At 33.7% G+C, this 17,024-nt stretch carries 19 protein-coding genes and 1 pseudogene; 4 read left to right on the forward strand and 16 right to left on the reverse strand.

Annotation, left to right across the window (positions count from 1 at the left end):
• Positions 1-33: 33 nt before the first annotated feature.
• The 4 genes and pseudogenes from BAZ10_RS19330 to BAZ10_RS01810 form a co-directional block, all read left to right on the forward strand.
• Positions 34-444: pseudogene (locus BAZ10_RS19330) on the forward strand (radical SAM protein); the annotation flags it as partial.
• A gap of 207 nt (positions 445-651) precedes the next feature.
• Positions 652-1,005, forward strand: a complete 354-nt coding sequence (locus tag BAZ10_RS19335; RefSeq protein ID WP_262488183.1) for an SPASM domain-containing protein — start codon at positions 652-654, stop codon at positions 1,003-1,005.
• Positions 1,002-3,206, forward strand: coding sequence for a peptidase domain-containing ABC transporter (locus BAZ10_RS01805; RefSeq protein ID WP_078770580.1), 2,205 nt, complete (start codon positions 1,002-1,004; stop codon positions 3,204-3,206). Before BAZ10_RS19335 ends, BAZ10_RS01805 begins: the two co-directional genes overlap by 4 nt.
• Positions 3,207-3,405: 199 nt before the next feature.
• Positions 3,406-4,770, forward strand: coding sequence for a sulfatase-like hydrolase/transferase (locus BAZ10_RS01810; protein ID WP_078770581.1), 1,365 nt, complete (start codon positions 3,406-3,408; stop codon positions 4,768-4,770).
• Between the two features lie 41 nt (positions 4,771-4,811).
• On the opposite strand, the gene BAZ10_RS01815 is transcribed toward BAZ10_RS01810, so the two are convergent.
• From BAZ10_RS01815 to BAZ10_RS18925, 16 genes are all read right to left on the reverse strand, one after another.
• Positions 4,812-5,390, reverse strand: coding sequence for a hypothetical protein (locus BAZ10_RS01815; RefSeq protein ID WP_078770582.1), 579 nt, complete (start codon positions 5,388-5,390; stop codon positions 4,812-4,814).
• A 7-nt stretch (positions 5,391-5,397) separates the two neighbouring features.
• Positions 5,398-5,676: a hypothetical protein gene (locus tag BAZ10_RS01820; RefSeq protein WP_078770583.1), complete on the reverse strand. Its 279-nt coding sequence runs from the start codon at positions 5,674-5,676 to the stop codon at positions 5,398-5,400.
• The gene (locus BAZ10_RS01825) at positions 5,673-6,155 is read right to left on the reverse strand and encodes a hypothetical protein (RefSeq protein ID WP_078796685.1); all 483 of its coding nucleotides are present in this window, start codon (positions 6,153-6,155) and stop codon (positions 5,673-5,675) included. Before BAZ10_RS01825 ends, BAZ10_RS01820 begins: the two co-directional genes overlap by 4 nt.
• Before the next feature lie 27 nt (positions 6,156-6,182).
• Positions 6,183-6,851, reverse strand: coding sequence for a hypothetical protein (locus tag BAZ10_RS01830; RefSeq protein WP_078770585.1), 669 nt, complete (start codon positions 6,849-6,851; stop codon positions 6,183-6,185).
• 34 nt (positions 6,852-6,885) lie between these two features.
• Positions 6,886-7,740, reverse strand: a complete 855-nt coding sequence (locus BAZ10_RS01835) for a hypothetical protein (protein ID WP_078770586.1) — start codon at positions 7,738-7,740, stop codon at positions 6,886-6,888.
• 101 nt (positions 7,741-7,841) lie between these two features.
• Positions 7,842-8,714 carry an XAC2610-related protein gene (locus BAZ10_RS01840; protein ID WP_078770587.1) on the reverse strand — a complete coding sequence of 291 codons (873 nt, stop codon included), beginning with the start codon at positions 8,712-8,714 and terminating at the stop codon, positions 7,842-7,844.
• Between the two features lies 1 nt (position 8,715).
• Positions 8,716-9,138: a hypothetical protein gene (locus BAZ10_RS01845; RefSeq protein WP_078770588.1), complete on the reverse strand. Its 423-nt coding sequence runs from the start codon at positions 9,136-9,138 to the stop codon at positions 8,716-8,718.
• A gap of 30 nt (positions 9,139-9,168) precedes the next feature.
• Positions 9,169-9,804 carry an XAC2610-related protein gene (locus BAZ10_RS01850; protein WP_078770589.1) on the reverse strand — a complete coding sequence of 212 codons (636 nt, stop codon included), beginning with the start codon at positions 9,802-9,804 and terminating at the stop codon, positions 9,169-9,171.
• A gap of 7 nt (positions 9,805-9,811) precedes the next feature.
• Positions 9,812-10,417 carry a hypothetical protein gene (locus BAZ10_RS01855; RefSeq protein ID WP_078770590.1) on the reverse strand — a complete coding sequence of 202 codons (606 nt, stop codon included), beginning with the start codon at positions 10,415-10,417 and terminating at the stop codon, positions 9,812-9,814.
• Entirely contained in the window at positions 10,417-11,274 is an 858-nt protein-coding gene (locus tag BAZ10_RS01860) for a hypothetical protein (protein WP_078770591.1), read from the reverse strand. Before BAZ10_RS01860 ends, BAZ10_RS01855 begins: the two co-directional genes overlap by 1 nt.
• Positions 11,275-11,286: 12 nt before the next feature.
• On the reverse strand, positions 11,287-12,579 hold the full coding sequence (locus tag BAZ10_RS01865) for a tetratricopeptide repeat protein (RefSeq protein WP_078770592.1): 1,293 nt from the start codon (positions 12,577-12,579) through the stop codon (positions 11,287-11,289).
• A gap of 4 nt (positions 12,580-12,583) precedes the next feature.
• Positions 12,584-13,429 (reverse strand): hypothetical protein, encoded by an 846-nt coding sequence (locus BAZ10_RS01870; RefSeq protein ID WP_078770593.1) that lies wholly within the window; start codon positions 13,427-13,429, stop codon positions 12,584-12,586.
• 456 nt (positions 13,430-13,885) lie between these two features.
• Entirely contained in the window at positions 13,886-15,598 is a 1,713-nt protein-coding gene (locus tag BAZ10_RS01875) for a fibrobacter succinogenes major paralogous domain-containing protein (RefSeq protein ID WP_078770594.1), read from the reverse strand.
• 34 nt (positions 15,599-15,632) lie between these two features.
• Positions 15,633-15,818: a hypothetical protein gene (locus BAZ10_RS01880; RefSeq protein WP_078770595.1), complete on the reverse strand. Its 186-nt coding sequence runs from the start codon at positions 15,816-15,818 to the stop codon at positions 15,633-15,635.
• A 125-nt stretch (positions 15,819-15,943) separates the two neighbouring features.
• A complete protein-coding gene (locus BAZ10_RS01885; RefSeq protein ID WP_245803718.1) occupies positions 15,944-16,843 on the reverse strand; it encodes an alkyl hydroperoxide reductase in 900 nt (299 codons plus the stop codon).
• The gene (locus BAZ10_RS18925; RefSeq protein ID WP_165689667.1) at positions 16,840-17,010 is read right to left on the reverse strand and encodes a hypothetical protein; all 171 of its coding nucleotides are present in this window, start codon (positions 17,008-17,010) and stop codon (positions 16,840-16,842) included. The genes BAZ10_RS01885 and BAZ10_RS18925 overlap by 4 nt, the downstream gene beginning before the upstream one ends.
• Positions 17,011-17,024: the final 14 nt, after the last annotated feature.

Here is a 17,024-nt window from a genome sequence, read left to right on the forward strand (position 1 = left end):
GGTTTTTAGGGATACTTACACTGGTACTGTTATGAGACTCATATAAAGGATTCAAAAATGGATAATAATATAATTGAGAAAATTTCAAAATTAGTTTCTAATATTTTAGTGGATAATGAGATTAGAAGTTTTGAATTATCATTTTTTGGAGGAGAGCCTTTTTTGTATTATAAAAAAGTGATATTACCAATATTAGATACTACCAGTAAAATATGTAAAGAAAAAAACATTGATTTCTCTGTTTCTTTTACAACAAATAGTTATTTACTCACTACAGAAATAGTAAATCAAATTAAAGAATATGCTTCTATCATCAACTATCAAATTACATTGGATGGAGATGAGTATGAACATGATAAAGTAAGGTTTGTTTCTAAAAATAAAGGATCTTACCGTGAAATAGTAAATAATATAAAGATTGTTGCTGGAAATAATAATATAGTGACATTAAGAATTAATTATACAAAATCAAATTTTGGCAGTATTATGAATATTCTTAAAGATTTTGAGGATATATCTCAAAGTATTAAGGATAATATTACTATTTCTCTTCATAAAGTATGGCAAGAAGAATTTGAAGCTAATGAAAATGAATATGAAAAAATTAAAAATAGAATAAATGTTCTAGGTTTTAAAATGCCAAATTCTTTAATGGTAGATGCTGTAAAATATTCGTGTTATGCTGACAAAAAAAATCACGCAACAATAAATTATAATGGGGATGTATATAAGTGTACAGCAAGAGATTTTAATAAGGATAATGTAGAAGGAACGATTGATGATTTAGGTAATATTATATGGAATAGCCGGAATGATTATAGAAACGAGACTCGTTTATTAAATAAACCTTGTAAGGAATGTTTTTTATTACCAATGTGTGCCGGAGGATGTTCTCAACATGCATTAGAACATGGACTTAGGAATAAGGAATATTGTGTGCATGATTTTAATGAGGAAAATAAAAAGCAATTTGTATTAGAATATCTTGAAAGTGTGTTACAATGATTAAATTTTATCCCCAACACGATCAAATGGATTGTGGACCGGCTTGTCTTGCCATGGTTGCTTCGCACTATGGGAAGGATTTCGGGTTACAATATTTACGTGATAAAAGCTTTATCACTCGGGAGGGAGTTTCATTGTTGGGGATAAGTGCGGCAGCAGAAAAAATAGGTTTTAGAACCACCGCTGCTAAATTACAAACGGAAGATTTTGATAAAGAACTTCTACCGTGTATACTTCATTGGAATCAAAATCATTTTGTTGTTCTTTATAAAATTTCCAGGAATTTTTTTACAGATAAATTAATTTTCAAAATTGCAGATCCAGGACATGGTTTTATTTCTTTATCCGAAGAAAAGTTTACAAGATCATGGATTTCAAATGAGGATAAAGGAGTTGCACTTTTTCTGGAACCAACGGAAGCATTTTATGAACAAAAACCACCCAAAGAGCAAATATTATCTGCAAAATATTTATTAGAATATCTAAAGCCTTATAAAAAACAAATGTTGAAGTTGTTCTTCCTTTTATTATTGGGAACGATCACTACTTTGATTTTTCCTATACTAACTCAAAAACTTATCGATGATGGAGTTACTAAAAAGAATATTTCTACTATCATTTATATTCTACTAGCACAGTTGGCTTTCTTTTTTGGTAATATTATATTTGGGGTTTTCCGAAATTGGATTATGCTGGTGGTTGGGACTAAAATTAATATCCAAATCATTTCAGATTTTTTTAAAAAGCTCTTGAAATTACCGATAAGATTTTTTGATACAAAACTAATGGGTGACTTTAATCAACGCATTCAGGATCATGAACGTATTGAGAATTTTCTTACTTCACAAAGTCTACTCACATTATTTTCTGTAATTACATTTTCTGTTTTTTTTGGAGTATTATGGTATTATGATTTTCGCATATTATTAACCTATATTTCTTTAACGACTATTTCAGTTGTATGGTCTTTGTTTTGGATGAAGAAAAGAAAAATATTAGATTATTTTCGTTTTCAGCAACGGAGCGACAATCAGGAATCTATTTACGAAATGATCAATGGTGTTTCGGAAATGAAGCTTAATCAATTTGAAGATTTTAAACGACGAGAGTGGGAATTAATACAACAAAAATTATTTAAAATCAACATCCGTATATTAAAATTGGACCAAATTCAGCTTGCTGGTTTTGAGTTTATTAATCAGTTTAAAAATATTATTGTCACTTTTCTTGCAGCTTCTTTTGTAGTGAAGGGGCATATGACATTAGGTGCTTTATTAAGCGTTTCTTATATTATTGGACAGATGAATTCTCCGGTAAGCCAGCTCATTAATTTTTTTCGTTCATTGCAGGATGCTCGGCTTAGTTTAGCTCGCCTTAATGAAGTGCAAAATCATTCTGAAGAAGAACAAGGAGACCATGTCTTGTTATTAAGTCCAAAATATACAGAACAAAATGGTATTGAAAAAGGTATTTATTTTAAAAATGTATCTTTTCAATATGAAGGGCCACAATCTCCATTTGTTTTAAAGAATATAAATCTTTCTATTCCGGAAGGCAAAATTACCGCTATTGTTGGTGCTAGTGGAAGTGGTAAAACCACTCTAATGAAAATACTGTTAAAATTTTATGAACCAGTTCAGGGAGATATCCACTTTAATCATCTTAATATAAAAGATATTTCTCCAAAAGATCTGCGTAAGAATTGTGGCGTAGTTATGCAGGACGGATTTATATTTTCGGATACGATAGAAAGAAATATTGTCACTGGTGACGAAAATATTGATTATGAAAAACTTGATAAATCTTTACAAACTGCTAATATCAAAAGTTTTATAGAAGAATTACCTTTAGGGCTGAATACTAAAATAGGAGCTTCTGGTAATGGTATTTCTGGTGGACAGAAACAACGTATTTTGATTGCCAGAGCTGTTTATAAAAACCCTCATTTTATATTATTTGATGAAGCAACATCTGCATTGGATGCTGAAAATGAAAAAATCATTCACAAAAATCTTCAGTCTTTTTTTAAAGGAAAAACCGTTATTATTGTTGCACACAGGCTTTCTACCGTGAAAAATGCGGATCAGATAATAGTTCTTAGAAATGGTGAAATTGTTGAGCAAGGTAATCATAAGCAATTAGTTGATAATAAAGCAGATTATTTTAATTTGGTGAAAAATCAGTTAGAGCTAGGGTCGTAATTTGTATTTTTTGAAATTATAGAGTGAACTATATTTTGTATATCTTAATATTGATGTGATATTTATGAGGTAACAAGCACCATATTTTCTCCCATAAAACAATGTTGTATTATAAACAAATTGTCATTTTGTATCAAGAAGTTATGTTATATATTTGTTTTAAAATCACCAATAACCACCAGAAAACAAATATTTAATCATGAAGAATACTGTACGTTGTGCCTTAATCTTTCTTTTTACGGTCTCATTTACCAATTTCAAAGCACAGAAGCAGCCTAACATTATTGTTGTACTGACAGATGATATGGGTTATGCAGATATCGGGGCATATGGAAATCCTGTTATTAAAACACCCTTTTTGGATCAGATGTCAAGAAATGGATTAATGGCAACTAATTATATTGTCAGCAGTCCTACCTGTACACCTTCCAGAGCTTCTTTACTTACAGGACGTTATGCATCGCGCTACGATTTGCCATGGCCTATAGCGCCGGGATCTAAACAGGGATTGCCAGATGAAGAAGTAACAATTGCTGAAATGCTAAAATCGAACGGTTATAACACCGGAATGGTTGGTAAATGGCATCTTGGAGATCAGAAAGATGAAAATAAGCCTAACGGGCAGGGATTCGATTTCTATTATGGAATATTATACAGTCATGATTATAAGGCTCCTTACGTAAATACAGACATTCCGATTAGAATGTTCAGAAATACAAAGGCAGAAATAGAAAAGCCTGCAGATTCATTACTAACCCGTTTGTATACCAAAGAATCAATTAATTATATCCGACAGCAGAAAAAAGATAAACCATTTTTCCTGTATTTAGCACATAATATGCCGCATCTTCCCGTATACTATGCTGCACAGTCTTCTGCCTTGAAGAATAAACAAGGTGGAGCGCTTGGAGCTGTAATTACAGAAATGGATGAGGGATTAGCTTCTATATGGAAAGTATTGGAAGAAAAAGGACTGGCAGACAATACCATTTTTGTTTTCTCAAGTGATAATGGACCGTGGACAAATTTCCCCGAAAGAATGGAGGGAGATGGTGTAACTATAGCTTCTCATGTCGGGAGTGCCGGAATTTTCAGAGGTTCTAAAGCCTGGTCGTATGAAGGCGGAGCCCGTGTTCCGTTTATTGCATATTGGAAAAATAAGATTAAACCCGGGACTGTTTTAACGAGTGCAATAAGCAATCTGGATTTACTTCCGACAATTGCCAAGTGGACCAACAGTCCTTTACCAAAGAACAGAGAATTGGATGGACAGGATATTAGTCAGCTTTTGGAAAATAAAGTAAAAGAATCTGAATATAACCATCGCCCGATCTTTATTGTAAATGGCAGTACAAAACCAGAAGCTGTAAAATATGGCAACTGGAAATACAAAGAAGTTCCGGACTTTAAACATCCCCGAACAGGGGAGGTAGTTCCGGCTACTATCGAGCTTTTTAATCTGGATGAAGATCCTAAAGAAAGTGTAAATCTGGTAGCTAAACTTCCTGAAAAAGCAAAAGAGATGAAGCAACTATTTGATAGTTTCAATGCTGGCGGAAAGTAAAAGTTATTGATACAAACCTTACACTAATTCTATTTTAAGGATTATTTATCACACCTAATAAGCTTTCCGGTAGCCTTGTCAAAAGTGAGCGTTGTATTTGGGCCACCATAAAACAGGGTTAGTGTAATGGTACTGTCAGTTTCTTTCTCTAAAATCAGGTCTTTAGAATTTCGGATACTTACGTCAAGGTTTTTATCCCGTAATTCGGAATCAGTGCACTGGATGATTTGTTTTTCAATCAATCCTTTTTTTTCTATAATCTGTAACCATGGCGGTGTCATTACACTGTAGGAAACAATCTGTGCTCTGTAATCTTTGTTAAGGTCTTTTTCCATCCATAATCCAAAAGGAGTAGAGGAAAGGATAAATGCATAGAAAAGTAACCCCATTGGAGCCATACTCAGGATAAGAGCAAGTATTATAGCTCCTAAAAACAATTTGGCCAGTATCTTTTTCCAAAAAACTATAATAACTGTGATACTTCCCAGAAACCATAGCCAGAAAAGAATAATATCTGCATAATAACCCCTTAAGCTTATTCTGTAAAGAGCATACATCATAATGTCCGTTACCAGAAGGAAAGAAAGAATAAAATAAATAATCAATAGCTTATTTTTCATAAGATCATCAGGCTTTATTTTTCTGCTTTTTGTAGACCAAATGCAATATAACAATAATGATGATTATACCTAAAATCCAGCATCCCACTAATTGAAAAAATGTCAGTGAAAATTCCGCTGTATCACCAATACAGTCTACTTTATAGCCCCATATTGTGGTAGCTTCCTGTCCCTCATAAGCATTTTTACACGCATAGTATTCTGGTAAAACCAGTAAAAAGTCAAAAGCCAGTAATATTACTCCTATTATAAAAAGTATATTTCTAAGAATTTTAAGCACTTTCATGAGCGCGATATTCTGTCAGTGTATTTATTTTTTAGAAATAACACCAATTTTTTTGCTGCTACAAACATAATCAGGCCTAAAATCCAACCAGAAATTATTCCGGAAATAATACCTGCAATTATTGCAGTATCTGTTTGCCACCATTTCTTTACTGCATTTATGAATAAAAATAGAATAACAGAGGCTATTGTACTGCCCAGTACGGAAACAGACAGGAAAAAGGTTTTAAATCCTTTACTTAAAGATTTTTGCTGTAATCCAACCAATACAGAAGCGGAAATAATGCCACCACTAATTAAAAGAATTATAATAAAAATAAGCAACAGTCCCAGAACAATACCGATTACACCTAAAATCAGAAATACTAATGCGCCCATTAAAAGCATGACGACTAAAAAGTCATCATCGTTTCTAAAAGAATCAATCAGATAGAAATCTGTTGCCAGATAATGGATAAGTATTGTAAGCAAATTAATCATCGATCAGTATAGTATATTTTCTATATATTACTTGGCACTGTATTTCTCACGCAATGCATAGTCAAAAGGAATTTGCATAGAAAGATCTTTTGCCTCCCATCTGGAGCCTTCTGAAGTCTGATAAAAATCGTAAGAATTCCTAAGGAAATTTTCTCCATCCGGAGCTTCCTGCCAGTTTTTTTTATCACGGTTATAAAGAAGTATCATACAGCTTACACAATTGAAGTTTCCTTCAGTATTAGAATTTACATAACATTTACCCACTTTTATATTGAGTTTCTGGCGGATAATAATGTCTGTTAAACGATCCTTGGTAAATCTTATTAATGCTGCCTGTGCATCTTCATCATCCGGTTTAATTTTAGCAACAACCAGATTTTCGAACTTAGCCTTTTTTATTCTTTCCATCTCCAGGGACTTTACAGCTGGAGTAGCAAAATTAGTGTCGACAGGATAGATATCTTCTTGTTGTGCAGTTTGTACTGCTTCAGTTACATAACTGGCTGGGACAGGATTTTCGGCTAATAATTTTTGATTTCTTTCGTAATTCTCCCAGTCGGCTTTAGAATAGGTAACATACTGCTGAATTTTGTACAGCAAACTTTCGTTAGAAGAAACTTTTATAAAGTTGGCTGCCACTAAGAATATTACAGACATAAGAACTACAGAAACAATAATTTTCAGCGTTTTTTTCATAAAGATTTGTTATACTATAAATATTGGCTTTTGTTTATTCGGCGGAGTTTACCTTTTCTGCACCCGTTTCGGACAAAGGTTTTTTACTTATTTGTTTTCCGGATTTGTCATAGGTAGATACCCATAACTTTCCGCTAACACTTGTTATGACTTCTTTTTTCTGGAGTTGGCCATTTTCATAATAGTCTTTTACTTCGTTTCCTTCTTTGTTTTTATAGGAACTGGTATTAAGCTTTCCTTTGTAGTAAAGGTCGTCATAGCGGACATTATTCTTTGTATACTGCTTGTTTTCAAGGGTTCCGTCTTCGTTATAACTTTCGAAAAGATTTACTCCGGTAACTTCCTTTTTATTTCCATTGGGATAAAAAGAGGTATAGCTTACAGTAACATCATTTTCAATACCGGTTAATGTTCCATTTTCAGAATATTGTTTTGAAATACCACGGCCGAAATGTTTGTTTTTATCCAAAGATACCCAGCCTTCATATTTCAGAACTTTATTAGGGTGATAACCTTTGAAATATGCTTTTTCTTTATCTCTTCGGGCATCGAGTGCTAAGTCGGAACCGTTATACATATTGTAAGCAGTAATATGTGAATTTTCAATAGTAAAATTAAATTTCACTTGTTCTTCAGTTTCTGTTACAGTACCATTGATCAGACCTTTTTTGATGTTAATATTAGCCTTTTGTTTGCTGTTGTCAATACTGTAATTTCCATCCGTTAAAGTTATTGTCTTCTTGTCAGAATTTTTAAAAGTCACAGTATTTATAAATACATTTCCGGTATCACCAGAAGTTGGAAGGTCTATTTTGATGTCTTCCAGCTTCTGTTGAGCAAAAGCAATATTGGCTGACAATATGCATAGGGTGAATAATCCTGTTTTCATTTGTTTATTTTTTATTTACGGATAAATATAATTATTTTATTCGTGGTGATTTCGGAGAAAATTGAATTGATTTTTATAATTTTTAGGTTAATTAAGTGTTTTTACTCACAAGCTTTCATCGATTTTTCTACCAGTTTTTGCTTTCTGTCATCCCATCGGTAGCAGTGCTGATTGAGTAATACCATGTTGTCTTTAATAACTTTATATTCAGCAGTTGTTACGATAGTTCCTGCACAACACTGATTCCTTTCATATATTCTTTTTTTCTTCTGGTCGAACTCCAAAGAAATTCCACTAAAACCACTTTCATAATATTGCCGTGTAGCTTTGTTGTACAGGTAATAGATTCTGGAAGTATTTGGTCCTGCATAACTTGCTTCAAATACAGAAAAGTCTTTGATACCGTCAAAATTATAATCATCGGTACTAATATTGTCTAATCCTGAAAAAGAGCAATTCACATCAAGTTTTTGCAGTAACCTGTCCGTCCGCTTTTCATATATTTTTATAGCTGAAATAAAAGGGTAATATCTATTCTTTTCTTTTGAAAGGACAACTTTGAAATATTTGTTTCCGGCAGATTCTGGTTGTAATAATTCTCTGTCTGCCCACTGTATATTTTCACCATTATCTACAGAATAATTTTTTGTCAGGGTAATTTTTAACTCGTTTTTTGTTTTTGTATTTTTCCAGATGCCTGTTATATTATTTTTTTCAGTTGTATAATTATCCAATGTCAGAATTGCCTTTATCTGTCCTCCTTCTTTTTCATTGAAAATTAAATTTCCGTTTTTCTTGGTACCATTATTTAACCGGATAGGTTCATCATAGTTTGTATAGGAATATACAGCATCTTCGGAATCATAATCTATGACCATTTCAACGGGATATTCACCAATAAATCCTGTATATATGGTTTGGGCGTTTAGTACGCTGATCATAAATAATAAAACTGAAAATAATATCTTTTTCATATTACCTGTGTTTTTTATGGAGGGGCTCAAATGTAAAGTCCTGGGTATAACCTGTACCATGCTTACCAATCAGCTGATTGTTTTTTAGAAACAATATATTCCCGGAAATAAAAGGCTGATTCTCATAATTAAGTTTTTCAACTTTAATCTGATTTCCTGATAGCCATCTCCATTTAGAAAATACAGATTTTCTATGTGTTTTGTTGCATTTGTATCTGACTGAAACAATTTCAACTATATTCTTCTTAAAATGAAGTTCCATTTCATCGGTGTGTCCTGCACATGGATCTGGCAGCGTAGTCTCCACACACAAGCTTGTAATAAAACCGGTGAAGGACTTTCCCTCCATATTGATTTTGGACTGAGCACTATACAGTACGGTACCAAGAATTATAGCTATAATTATAAATGTCTTTTGTGTCATATATCTGTTTTGTAGATGGTGATAATGGTTTTATTCTTCAACAGGATCAAAATTGGAGAAGAAAACGGCTCCATCATTGGATTTGTAAGCCTGTTTTTTCAATAAAAATTCCTGTTTGTTTCTGATTTTGTAACTGTAAATACTATCATTAGAAAATTCAACTTTACCAAAACCTTCCAGTTTGTTTTGTTTAAGATGCAGAAAGTAAGTAGCATTGCCACCATAAAACATATAAGATGTAATACAGTTTCTTTTAGCATTATAATGCAGATTTGGATACTGCTGTGAATTAATAATCTCGGTTAATTTTTGTGTTTTTGGACTAAAAATCAATAGCTTTTCAATTTCGTTAGCGCCTCTTGCTGCCTGTGCGTAAGATATTTTTAAATCATTATAACCATCGTTATTCAAATCTTCATCTGTCGTTACGGACAGCGAAAAACCAGCCTGTTTTTCAAAGCTTCCGTTTTGGATTTTAGACCATTTGTTTCCGGATTTTCGATACAGGTCAAAACTGACAACGGACTTGTTTTTATTATTCTTTTGGGTAATATTTATCTTGTATTTACCGGGCTTTATTAGTGTCTTTGAATCAGAAAAGTATTCGGTCTTTTGTCCAAAGCTAAAACCAGAAATAAAAAGTAATATGCTTACAAGTTTACCCATAAATATTTTAATAATTGGATTTATACATAATGCTGGCAATATCCTTTTGCAGCATTGCGGCCTGCTTGTCTATATTGTACATCGTATAATGATATTTTCCATTTCTGGTATTGATGTTCAGTCTATAAAAATTCCTGCCCCGGCTGTGTATTTTTTGTATTTCGTAGTTAATGATATGACTGCCTTTTATTGAGGTTACTTTTCCCATATTAAAAATATGCAGGGTATTTTTCTGAAAGATAAACGGAACTGTATATTTACTCAGAGATAGCTGTACATCATTGTAATCTTTTAGCTTGAGTATATCACCTTCATCAAGAGAATTTAGTACAGAAATATAATTATTTATAAATCGGTTGACTATAAATAATACAGCTGCTAAAAATATACTGAATATTCCAGCCATTGCTAAAGCATATTTCCCGGCATCTAACATTCTTTCATTATATCGGGATTCACCTAATAGGTCTTTACCCAGATTTTCGGTTTCTATATAAGCGTATACATAGAATATCAATGGCAGAATTGCAAAGCTTACAGATGCCAAAGAGATAATGATTTTCTTTCTTTGTCGCAGTTTTTTGATAAAAATATGGATGTATTGCCGAGTCATTATTCCGAAGTAGATATTTTAAATTTCTGAGATTCTTTATCGTAGGCAACAGATAAGGAAATATCATCGCTGGTTACAATTACGGCGTTTGGTCTTGGAGGAGCATATTCCGTCATATCTGTACGGATCTTTACTTTGTCAGAATAATTTTCTGCGAATGCAATATAAGGCTGCTTGGTTACCTCGTTGGAGCAGATAATAAGCAATCTGCTGATCTGTTTTTCGTTATTATCCATCAGTATTGCTACATCACGAATACCGTCGCCATCGAAATCACCAAATGCAACACAGGATTTGGCCCTTTCTTTATTCTGTGTAATACTGTATTTGTTACCATCGCTGTAGTTTTCATTCAGGAGAAGTTTTTTTACACCCGTATAAAGAGATGAAAACGGAGGTAATGAAAAATTGGTTTTATATTCATCGAAGCGATAGCTTTCAATAAAAAAGTTGGTATTTACACGATATTTAGCTGCATTGGGAAACTGAAAAGGATTCTGTAGAATTACTGTTTTGTAATCAGCATCGGATTTGCTTTCATCTACAAATACCTTATCACCGAAATTGAGTTTACCGGATGAAAGAGGCACTGTATTGGCAATGACCTGATATTCGGTATAGGGAGATTCTTCTTCGCCTTCAGCGCCATTATTATCTATAGAATCTTTAGGCTTCACTAAAGAATCATTTTTCTTTACCAGTGTACTGTCTTTAATCCGGGGCTTTTGACTTCCGGGAGCTGTTGGGTCTGATTTTCTAAGAAAAATAAATGCACAAACGATCAGTATAGCTGCCGCTACACCTGAGATTAGAAATATCTTATTTTTATTGAGACGTTGAGGTTGTTTTTCTTCCATTAGAGTAGATATTTAATTGTCGATATAACCAGCATTTAATACTTTCATTATTATGGATTTTGCCTTTTCATTAGGCACATTTTCCATAATTTTTCTTACATAGGGTACTGCTTTTACCTGTTCTTTATTTTTGAAATACAGGTTGAATACATTGAAGGTTTTCATGACCGGAGCATACGTATCAGAAGAGTCTGTAAATTCTTTGTCAGAATAGATTTTATTCTTTTCGAAAAGATCTTTGAATAGTACAATAAGATTATCCAGCTTTTTCTCATCTGCTTTTTGATTGTGCTGAAAGTAATCTGCAATAAAGAGATGTAAAGAGGACATATACTGGTATAGTTTTACTTCACGATCATTACCTGAAGCAAGGATTTTTTCAGAAAGCTGAAAAGATCTTTGATAATCCTTTAATGCGTAATAACTGAACCAGAATTCCTCTTTTAGAGTGGGATTACTAACCAGTTTACTGAAGATTTTTGTACATGTGTCGGTGGACAATTTATATTTGCTGCAGATATTGTTGTTATCGGTAAAGCTCCATACAATAACATCCCGGAAATAACTGTCATCCAAAGATTTTAATGTGTTCTGAAGATCAGCGACATTTGTATTTATCTTACTCGGATCCTTTTCAGATGCAATAAGATTGATATATGCCTGTATAAAAACACGACGTTCTTCCTTCATATTAAAATTAGCGAAAAAACTTTCGGGATTATAGTGATCAAAAAAATCCCGGAAATTATCTACAGCCTTTCTATATTGTCCGGTATTATAATAGCATCTGCCATAGAGTGATTTGTAAGCAATATTAAGTGCTGTGCTTTCTGATGCTTTATTCATGAGTGCCAGACACTCTTCATATTTTCTGGAATTTTGTGCCATGGAAGCAGCGTTCCACAATTGGTTATTGTCCATACGATAGGCCCGCATGGCATTTTCATAGGCCTTATCATTATTATCCAGGTTTGAATAACAGGCAGACAGATTAGAGTAGAACAATGCTTTATTCTTTTTGTCATCCGGTGATGTATACAAAATGGCCAGACTGTATTTCTCTTTGGCTTTTTCATATTTTTCCTGAGCGAAATATGAAGAACCGCACATGCCGAGCAGGTAAGCGTTTTTGTAGTCCGTTTTTAATAATTCCTCATACATTTCGGCGGCCTCAGCAAACTTTTTATTTTCATGAAGCTCATAGGCCTTATCCTGACTAGCGTTTGTAGTAGTTTGTGCTTTTACAACTATACTCCCAATAGCCAGAAGGAGAAAAATCGATATGATATTTAGATTAATACGCATTTTATCAATTCAGTTTTGTCATTTTCCTAAACCCTTCTTTTTCAATTTTCACAAGATGTGGTGTGAATAGCTGTGCGGAAAATTGAATATCTTTTGTTTCCCTGTTTTTAATCCTTTGAGATTCTTTTTCCAGTATAAAACCCAGGCGTTGTAAAGATGTTAATCCCGATAGTGTATAATATACAGCATGTTCACCTTCTTTACCATTATTCTGGCTGTATGTATCCCTTATTTTTACTTTTTTATTCTGCTCATATTCTTTTATAAAAGATGCATCGTCCTGCTTACTATCCCATTTCGGATCCCGTGGACAGCATACAGAGCCGTAGCTATCTGTATAATAAACTTGTAGCATGTCTTTTGGGACTTCAGGTTCGGCATAACTGATCTGTGGTTGCCCGTTACCAGATATATGCGTACTGTCCGTTTTTACCTCTCCGCCATTCCGTGTAATATGATAATAGTTGTTTGTAACCAATGGTTCTATTATGATTCCTTGTTTATAAGCCTCTTCTGCAATTATCTTGTAGTATTTCCGATCCGGAACAATTAATATAAACTCATTAATAAAAGGGTAGAAGCTATTAGGCTTTTTTAATCGCTCAACGGGGATGTCAGCATTTAAGAAAAAAACATATACTGAATCAGGTTTTTCCTGTACCGGAATATCTACCAGATAGTTTTCTCCAAGCTTTACCATATCCTCACCTTCTATCATAATCACATTTTTATACGATTTTGCCAGCCAGTTGGGTGGAGGTGATACAGTGGCAGACTGTGCAGGCATCTGTTTACAGCTTACGCATGTAATCAGAATGAAGATATAGAGGAAAAAAACTTTTATTTTCATCGTATTTGTTGAGATGGTGATTTCAATCTTTATATCTGGTAAAAATAATAATTGTATGGAAAGAAAATACAATAAATCACTTTCTTTTGATATAAAAATAGTTGTTTAAACCCAAAAAGACGAGTGATACGAGTGAAAATGGAAATAAATTTCTTATTGCCAATTTCTCTGATTGAAAAGCTTTATGAATTTGACAGACAAATATTCCGCTACAAACAAATGTTATAGCGGAATATTTATTAGATATTGTCTGTTCATATCGGATTTATAATACTTAAAAAATGACTTGCAATTAAAATCCGGAACGGAATTTTATTTTAAATAACACTCGAACTCTGTTAAAGGATCAAATTAAAACAGCTACTCCCTTTATTCCATCGGTGTGTTTTTTAATTTTAAATAACCTGTATGTAAACTAAGTATAAGAAGTGGGAGTAGCTAAATCAATAATATTTTTTATGTGTTTGGTAGAGAAGAAGCTCTTATACAGCGAATATTGCGTCCTTCTTTTTTATCTCCTGACTGGATTTGAGGGTCTCCAAAGCCTCCTAAAAGCCAAAATAATTTACTATAATTCTGAGTAAAATAATTGGCTGTTGTAGTTGATGTTTCATTAGATGTCCAGAAATAGAAAGATCCGGATGCTACAAATCCTAAAGCGAATCCCGAAGCTGAATCAGAAATAGATCCGGAGGTGGAACGATATCCGTTAAATATAATAAAAAGATTTTTTGAAGTATCCGGATATGCGTTACTATTATCTGTTGCAACCCATGCCGAACCAACAGATGCTCCAAAGAAAAATCCTATACTACTATTCTGAGTATCAGGTTTTCCTAAATTTTGAAATTCACTACTGGTAGGCAGACGCCAGGTTCCCTGTGGGTAAACTTTTTGACATTGGTCTGTATTATCGTAAGAACCCGTAGGAGCTGAGGCTTTCCAGTTCCAATAGTCTGTAGTGGGATATAATGTACTGTTGTATACATTATCCGAATGGAACTGATAAGAGTCCGATCCATAGGTATAGTAAAGATTGGTCCGTGCCCATAGCATACCTTTTACATTAATAGCGGATTCTACCAGTCTTGCAGCGATGGTATAACGGTCTCCCGGGGCAGGAGTTACAGCAATATTATTATAGGGAATAGTATTACTTCCAAAACTACGGGTTTTGGTATTGGTAACAGTATCATCCATCTGAATATCGAGTTGATTCAATCTTACTCTCAGCGTATTCGCAGGAATAGGAGCTGTCCTTACAGTATAGAAAGAAGCAATTTTTGTTGCACCAAATCTTCCACCGGCCGTTGTTGAATATTTCAAATTTGTAACAGCAGGTGTATTCTGAAGATTTGAAAATTGTCCTGTTGAAATATTTAAATCACCAGTTTGTATAATTGGAGTAAAACCCGCACCGGATCCTACTTCTACAGAACTATTGGTTATAGAGCCAAACAGACCTCTTGTATCTACAGTAACATCTATAGAAGTTGTTGCATGTTTAAAAACAACATCCAGAAAATTCTGTCCATACTGAGCATTTATGGTTCCCTGAGTGTAAAGAACATCTTTGTTTATAAGTGTACTGCCGGGAATTATACCGGCAGAATTGATATCCGGGACCGAATTTTCATTTGTTGAAAAAGCATACCATTTGTATATTTTCCCTGCATCTATTTTTATATTGGGATTGGTTCCGGAAGTAGCTAAAGTATTTGATATAAGCTGGCTACCAGTAGCATCATAGATCAGTATACGGTACTGAATACCTTGTGATAAAGGCGTTACAGCAGCGACAGATCCTGTAGCTTTTGTCTGATTTATGGAGGCGATTTCCTCAGAACTATGAGTTATCACTGACTGTTTTCCGGCGCTGGTGAGTACATCAAAATCAGATGTGTTGACCATTTTTTCAGTTACAAAATTCGTTTCTGTATTCAGTTTTTTTTCTTTAGCCTGATTGAGAGATGCATTGAGCATTATCGGTGGAGCAGGCTCTTCGATTCCGGAAATATTAAAAGTTAGTACAGTACCATCAGTAACCGAGTTTTCTTTACTTGTAGTTACAGTTTCATTCTCTCTGGAGGAACAGTTTATAAAGCTTGTCAGCACTAAAAGTACAAGTATTAAAGCTTGTATTCTTTTCAAAGTTGTAATTGTATTCATCAGATTATATTTATCAGGTTAAATAATTACAACTTTACAGATCATAGTTTTTATCCCCCAAACTTCCACCGTCATTCCAGATTTCACTTTGTGGGGTATTGGGGCTGGCAGGATTTCCTGTATTTATGGTAGCAGATGAAGAAGAAATACTGTTTTCCATTTCAACTTTCGTAACCTCCACAGAAGGAGGTACGTACTCTTTTTTTTCAATTTTAATCATATTAAGTGTGTTTTATGTTTTTTTTAATGTAGTCAGTCTATGTCATTTTATAAATAATATTGATTTGTTTTAGAATATTTTCATTGCAGAAAATAGAATAAGGCTCTACCGAAAAATTTACATCTCTATTTTGTAACGATAGTCGGATCTTTAAGGATTGGAGCTATAGCTTTCAGATAATCCTCATTATTTCCTTGTTTTAAAAAGTAAGCCACCCTGGAAGCAAAATCTGTATACTGATTATCATCTTTAAGTTTTGAGCCTATCATTTCAAATTCCTTTACAAATCTGTTTTTATCTTTCAAAACCTGAGTATGCATATTGACCCAGCCGTGTAGAACACTCCACCAATGTCCGGAGGTATATAGCATATTCCAGTTTAGCTGATGAGAGATGTACAGGGAGATATTCTCTGCTTTTTGAGCCTCTTTATCATATAGCTTAGTCCCAATTCCGTTTGTAATATTGATGATTCTGATCATTTCACCGATATAATCAGCTTTTTTGGTTAAAAGCTCCTGAAACTTTTCATAATCCCTTTTCTGTTTTTCATATTCACTCTGAAAAGCAGAATAATTAGCTTCCGTTGCCGTGAAGATATTTACTGCCAGCAACATAACCTGATAGCGGGTCAGTATTCTCTCCTGCATTTTAGATAGCTCGTTTAGTTCTGCGTTACCGGAATTGTCTTTGTAAATAATATTGGTATTATTAGGCATTCCGGAATCGCAACTGACAGAGAAATCATGACCGGGAATATACATGTCCAGACCACCACCTTCTTTTGTCCCTGTAATCAGCCAGCGTCCCATTCCTTTGTAAGGGCTATACTCTTTGGGAACAGATAAGGTAAACTGACCTTTTTCCGGAATAATACCCTGAAAAACAGTTTTTTGTCCGGAACCCTGAAAAATTATAAAATCATAACTCTTCCCGCTAAACTTCGGAAAGTCCATACTGATCTGCTGAGCTTGCAGCTTCAATGCTGCTATTCCTAATAATAAATATGTAAGTAATCTGATCATTTCTGGTTATTGTTTATACTTTCGGTATATTTTCCCATACTTCCCCAACGGCGATTGATTGTATTATTATCCATAAAAGCGGATGCTGAAGAAAAACCGGCTTCCATCTCTACTTTTATCATTTGTATTACAGGTGGAGAATAATTTCTTTTAATTATTTTTTTCATCTTTTTACAGTATA

It is taken from the genome of Elizabethkingia occulta (assembly GCF_002023715.1).
GTDB classification, from domain to species: Bacteria; Bacteroidota; Bacteroidia; order Flavobacteriales; family Weeksellaceae; genus Elizabethkingia; species Elizabethkingia occulta.

Bases quoted from the DNA above. Each gene is read 5' to 3' on its own strand.
- BAZ10_RS01815 (WP_078770582.1), bottom strand. From the start codon at position 5,390: ATGAAAAATAAGCTATTGATTATTTATTTTATTCTTTCTTTCCTTCTG.
- BAZ10_RS01855 (WP_078770590.1), bottom strand. From the start codon at position 10,417: ATGACTCGGCAATACATCCATATTTTTATCAAAAAACTGCGACAAAGA.
- BAZ10_RS01840 (WP_078770587.1), bottom strand. From the start codon at position 8,714: ATGAAAAAGATATTATTTTCAGTTTTATTATTTATGATCAGCGTACTA.
- BAZ10_RS01805 (WP_078770580.1), top strand. From the start codon at position 1,002: ATGATTAAATTTTATCCCCAACACGATCAAATGGATTGTGGACCGGCT.
- BAZ10_RS01810 (WP_078770581.1), top strand. From the start codon at position 3,406: ATGAAGAATACTGTACGTTGTGCCTTAATCTTTCTTTTTACGGTCTCA.
- BAZ10_RS01845 (WP_078770588.1), bottom strand. From the start codon at position 9,138: ATGACACAAAAGACATTTATAATTATAGCTATAATTCTTGGTACCGTA.
- BAZ10_RS19335 (WP_262488183.1), top strand. From the start codon at position 652: ATGGTAGATGCTGTAAAATATTCGTGTTATGCTGACAAAAAAAATCAC.
- BAZ10_RS01830 (WP_078770585.1), bottom strand. From the start codon at position 6,851: ATGAAAAAAACGCTGAAAATTATTGTTTCTGTAGTTCTTATGTCTGTA.
- BAZ10_RS01870 (WP_078770593.1), bottom strand. From the start codon at position 13,429: ATGAAAATAAAAGTTTTTTTCCTCTATATCTTCATTCTGATTACATGC.
- BAZ10_RS01875 (WP_078770594.1), bottom strand. From the start codon at position 15,598: ATGAATACAATTACAACTTTGAAAAGAATACAAGCTTTAATACTTGTA.
- BAZ10_RS01865 (WP_078770592.1), bottom strand. From the start codon at position 12,579: ATGCGTATTAATCTAAATATCATATCGATTTTTCTCCTTCTGGCTATT.
- BAZ10_RS01835 (WP_078770586.1), bottom strand. From the start codon at position 7,740: ATGAAAACAGGATTATTCACCCTATGCATATTGTCAGCCAATATTGCT.
- BAZ10_RS01825 (WP_078796685.1), bottom strand. From the start codon at position 6,155: ATGATTAATTTGCTTACAATACTTATCCATTATCTGGCAACAGATTTC.
- BAZ10_RS01860 (WP_078770591.1), bottom strand. From the start codon at position 11,274: ATGGAAGAAAAACAACCTCAACGTCTCAATAAAAATAAGATATTTCTA.
- BAZ10_RS01820 (WP_078770583.1), bottom strand. From the start codon at position 5,676: ATGAAAGTGCTTAAAATTCTTAGAAATATACTTTTTATAATAGGAGTA.
- BAZ10_RS01885 (WP_245803718.1), bottom strand. From the start codon at position 16,843: ATGATCAGATTACTTACATATTTATTATTAGGAATAGCAGCATTGAAG.
- BAZ10_RS18925 (WP_165689667.1), bottom strand. From the start codon at position 17,010: ATGAAAAAAATAATTAAAAGAAATTATTCTCCACCTGTAATACAAATG.
- BAZ10_RS01880 (WP_078770595.1), bottom strand. From the start codon at position 15,818: ATGATTAAAATTGAAAAAAAAGAGTACGTACCTCCTTCTGTGGAGGTT.
- BAZ10_RS01850 (WP_078770589.1), bottom strand. From the start codon at position 9,804: ATGGGTAAACTTGTAAGCATATTACTTTTTATTTCTGGTTTTAGCTTT.